The organism is Oleiphilus sp. HI0123, from assembly GCF_001635315.1.
This window is the reverse complement of the sequence record NZ_LWGE01001829.1, coordinates 1-4,366: the sequence shown is the minus strand read 5'-3', so window position 1 is coordinate 4,366 and position 4,366 is coordinate 1. Positions and strand designations below refer to the sequence as shown.

5 protein-coding genes are annotated in these 4,366 nt (G+C 44.0%); 3 read left to right on the top strand and 2 right to left on the bottom strand.

Translation table 11 applies throughout. From position 1 onward, the window contains the following. From A3761_RS24605 to A3761_RS24595, 3 genes are all read left to right on the top strand, one after another. Positions 1–481, top strand: a 481-nt coding sequence (locus A3761_RS24605) for a Na+/H+ antiporter NhaA (RefSeq protein WP_197473245.1), incomplete at its 5' end; no start/stop codon positions are given. A gap of 214 nt (positions 482–695) precedes the next feature. Further along, entirely contained in the window at positions 696–1,295 is a 600-nt protein-coding gene (locus tag A3761_RS28215; RefSeq protein ID WP_068509637.1) for a CCXG family PEP-CTERM protein, read from the top strand. A gap of 183 nt (positions 1,296–1,478) precedes the next feature. Beyond that, positions 1,479–2,612 (top strand): phosphatidylserine/phosphatidylglycerophosphate/cardiolipin synthase family protein, encoded by a 1,134-nt coding sequence (locus A3761_RS24595; RefSeq protein WP_068511250.1) that lies wholly within the window; start codon positions 1,479–1,481, stop codon positions 2,610–2,612. Positions 2,613–2,615: 3 nt separating this feature from the next. Here A3761_RS24595 and A3761_RS24590 read toward each other — a convergent pair whose 3' ends face one another. Both A3761_RS24590 and A3761_RS24585 read right to left on the bottom strand, forming a co-directional pair. Continuing rightward, positions 2,616–3,818, bottom strand: a complete 1,203-nt coding sequence (locus A3761_RS24590; protein ID WP_068739680.1) for a flagellar assembly protein T N-terminal domain-containing protein — start codon at positions 3,816–3,818, stop codon at positions 2,616–2,618. A gap of 7 nt (positions 3,819–3,825) precedes the next feature. Further along, a partial coding sequence (locus A3761_RS24585) for an LPP20 family lipoprotein (RefSeq protein ID WP_068751090.1) occupies positions 3,826–4,366 on the bottom strand: 541 nt, incomplete at its 5' end.

Here is a 4,366-nt window from a genome sequence, read left to right as displayed (position 1 = left end):
AGGTGTAGTTCTAGCGATATTCATTCCTATGAAATCTAGAGAGAACCCTTCGTTCTCGCCGCTTAAAGATCTGGAGCATGACCTTCACTCAGTCGTTGCTTTTGGAATTCTCCCCGTCTTCGCCTTCGCCAATGCTGGAATCAATCTATCAGGTATAGGTTTAGAGCAAATGCTTCATAACGTCCCCGTTGGCATCGCGCTAGGCTTGTTTGTCGGTAAGCAAGTGGGGATATTCGGTTTATGCTGGCTTGCCATTAAACTTAAACTAGCCCAACTACCTTCTGGCATGAACTGGCTTAGCCTGTATGGCACAGCGGCACTCTGTGGTATTGGCTTTACAATGAGCTTGTTTATTGGCTCACTTGCCTTTGAAGAAAGCGGAGTCAACATGATCTTTGATGAACGCCTTGGCATCGTCGTGGGTTCGCTGATATCTGGTATATTCGGCTTCTTTATCCTGAACAAAGCATTACCGAAATAACTGCTAGCTAAATTAGACTATATTCGCTAGCAAGCCTTTCATGGGGTCACATCAGACATAGATATAAGTGTCGATATTTTTTACAACCTATGAAAAACAACAAGAAAAAAACAAACTCAATATATTGTTTTATATAATTTTTTTCAAACAGGCATATAAATAGCTTTAATCTGACCAGACACCAAATTCAATGTAATACAACTAGGATACACACATGAAAAAAATTACTCTAAGCGCTCTTACTTTAGTATTAGCAGCGCTGAGCTTAAACGTTAGCGCAACGACGATGACTATTGACACTCGTAGTATCACTAATGGTATAGACGACACGGATTTTATTACTTCATGGACTGATCAAACTTCAGCGATTAACTCACTAAATATTTCAGATTTCAGTGGTTTCTTTTCTGGCAACAACACGATCAGCCACTTAAGCATCTCACTAACATCTGCTATAAGCGGCTCGTGGGGAATCGAAGCTGGCTTGGACGCAGGCTACGGCGCAGCTCTATATGTTGATGGTAGCCTAATCGAAAATAGAACTGATGACCTTTGGTGGCAATACAACTGGAACAATTCTGACGTTCTATCTGGCACTGCCGGTATTTCTGCTGGCAGCCACACTATCGACCTATACTGGGCAGAAAACTGCTGCAACGGTTATAGCAGCGGTCGTTTCACAACAGATGGCGGCAGCACATGGCAGTCACTTTCTGTAGCAAATATTGATGCAGCTACTGTATCTGAGCCAGCGACTCTTGCTCTATTTGGTCTTGGTCTATTAGGTTTAGCTGGCGTACGTCGATTTAAATAAGCTTAACCTACTCCATCTCCTGGTGGTAAAGCTTTGGGTATTTTTTATACCCAAAGCTTTTTTAAAACTTAGTAACAAGCCCTCTCGAATATTTCTGCTTCCAAACCTCCTTACAAGCTCCCTTAATTCAGCGCCGTGTATTAGAATCAGTATCATCAATCTATTAGCTACGCTGGCCACACCATGACACGCAATCAGCTTTCGACTAGCGAATCGATCATTGTCGACGCACAAAGTTATTATGAGCAGCTTATCGAAGCAATTGATCTTGCCCAGCAAGAAGTTTTACTTGAGTCATATATCTTCAACAATGATTTTATTGGTCAGGCCATCTCTCAAGCTCTTGAAAACGCTTCTTTAAGAGGAGTGCAAGTCAGGGTTTTGGTTGACGGAGTTGGGGCAGGTAATAATTTTGAGCAGGTTGCCAAACAGCTCATTAATTGCGGCGCTGAAGTAAAAGTATACCGGCCATTACCTTGGCGTTTTGATCTATGGCCTTTATCCCTCTTCCCTGCTGCTGGTATTTTTAAGTTATGGCACTTGCTGAGCTATATTAATAATCGTGACCACCGCAAGCTTGTACTCATTGATGATAAGCTGGTTTTTCTTGGCAGTTTCAACATTACAAAAGCGCATTTACCCAAGGCCCTTGGCGGTCAACAATTTAGTGACACAGCAATCAGAATATCTGGACAAGTAACCCAGAGCGTAAGGCTAGCTTTCGACACCTGCTGGTATAAACACTCATGTCGCACCAGCGCTCGGTACTTGCCTGAGAGCCCTTTTCTCTATAACTTCAGCCGCCGCTTAAGACGAAAACAGAGAAAAGACTTATTACAGAGAATTAAAAATGCAAAGCATGCGGTATGGATAGCGAACGCTTATTTTGTACCAGATAGCGAACTGCAAGACGCCCTATGCACAGCAAGTAAAAGCGGGGTTGATGTAAGAATATTACTCCCCGGGCGTTCGGATATATTTTTCATTCCTTGGGCCTCTGCGTTCTTCTATTCAACATTACTTGAAGCTGGCATCCGACTCTACGAATACCAAGCAGGAATCATGCACTCTAAAACCTTGATTATTGATGACTGGGCTTGCATCGGCTCAAGTAACCTCAACACCCGCAGCCTAATGCATGATTTGGAAATCGATTACAGCCTGCAACTTACCGCCAGCCGAGAGCAATTGGCAATTAATTTTCGTGACGACCTGAGCTGCAGCGAAGAACTGAAGAGCGACTCGCTGGACAAAAAGCATTTTATCCAACGGTATTTGGGCGGACTGCTACTAATATTTTTCTCTTACTGGGTGTAAAAACTACCAAGCGATTAGCAAGTCATCCTCTTGTATATTTATTCGCCCTGGGTCCATACTGACACTACCACTAGCAAAACCAGGGTGCACCTGAGAAACGGTGAGTGATGTCTTGACATTCGTTAGTTCAGTACCCGCTAGCATATCTGCGTCGTAATAATTGTAGGTACGATATAAAGAAAACTTATCTCCAGGGCGAACACCGGAGCTTGCACCCGAATTGAAGTGTAATGTTTTACCGTCAACTCTTGATATACGTGCAATAAAGGGCTGACACTCCAATTGCTCTCCTACTAAAGTAGCAACACCATCCACCAGTTGAGCGACTGCTAGACCATATTCGTCACTCCAGAACTCTGCAGTGCCAAAGCCACTCAGATCATCAATATCATCTTCCCACGGCGCAGATACTGCAAAACTTCTTTGCCAGATAATCGCACCACTATAGCCATCATGAACAAATAGCTCCATTGCAAAGCGACGTTTGATATTGGCATTATTGCTCATCCTTTTCAGTTTCGCCCAATATGATGTGGAGAAAGCTTCCGGGTCTTCTAGCGACAGATCTCTCACCACACCTGAGATAACAAATTGAGCTCCAACCTGCTTCGCGTAATCAGCCGCTTTGGTCAGTGTACTCTGCGATGTGAAGTGACTGGGCGCATTGATCACATCCTGATGCAAAGAAAACTCACTCTGCTCGAAAACAACTAACTTATCTTGCAGCTGTAAAGACTGATTAAGTGCACTGGCCAATCCACGCTCAATATTATGAACCCCCCCCAATCTCAGTTGAGCAGGAGACTGAACCGAAAACCCCAGCACCGCGATTTTTTTACGATATTTTTTTGCTTGGGAATCAGGGCAACTGGCAACTTCTTCAACATCAAAGTTCATCACCAGATTCAAGATGCCTTTTTTAACAAATTCATCTTGTAGTACAGATTTACGAATACGCGCTTCACCCGAAACTGAAAAGTAGTCCTTACTTATCTTTCCATTGCTAACACGTTGATCACTCTTTACTCGGGCACCCGCCTGAAGCAGAGCTTGCTTAAGCGCATCCTGTCGAGCACGATCTCTCGCCAGATCATAGCGTTGACCATCAAAATCTGCCTGCCCTGTGACTTGTATCCACTCTGCATTAGCACTTACTGGTGATAGCAAACAAGACATTAGAGCGAGCAAGAAGGAAAAATACTTCATACCAACCTCACTTCAAAAAATATACAGATTGCATTGACTGAGATGCAGCACGCTTAGTGCGGGGCTCACTACTGGAAGCCATCGGCAGTGGCCGGTGGCAATCTATACCGAACTTGATATTGTTCATTTTATTGATACAGTCGTGAAAATCGCCTGGCAGTAATATTTCCAACACAGTCTCAAATCCGCGCCCCTTATTCTCAATAATCGAAACTACCCTTGCACCTCGCACATAAGAATCGACAGCCGCTGCATAGTGATCACTTTTCATCACAAACTCATCAACCTGGGAACCACCACTGATTCCGATACCGTAAAGCCTTTCGGCCAAGGTACGGTAAGCATCAAGCTTTGAGGCCCGTATCGCCATCAAACGCTTCGACTCTGACTCCGAGTCCTCCTTTCTTTCATAAGCGCCATACCCCGTAACACGGACTACAATAGGCTCAATCGGCTCCTTCTCCTCTTTCTTCATCGTACCCACACTATTCTTATCTTTATATTTATGGGCATGAGCCGGAGAAAAGCAGAGCGCAGCGGTTAGTAAA

Bases quoted from the DNA above. Each gene is read 5' to 3' on its own strand.
- A3761_RS28215 (WP_068509637.1), top strand. From the start codon at position 696: ATGAAAAAAATTACTCTAAGCGCTCTTACTTTAGTATTAGCAGCGCTG.
- A3761_RS24595 (WP_068511250.1), top strand. From the start codon at position 1,479: ATGACACGCAATCAGCTTTCGACTAGCGAATCGATCATTGTCGACGCA.
- A3761_RS24590 (WP_068739680.1), bottom strand. From the start codon at position 3,818: ATGAAGTATTTTTCCTTCTTGCTCGCTCTAATGTCTTGTTTGCTATCA.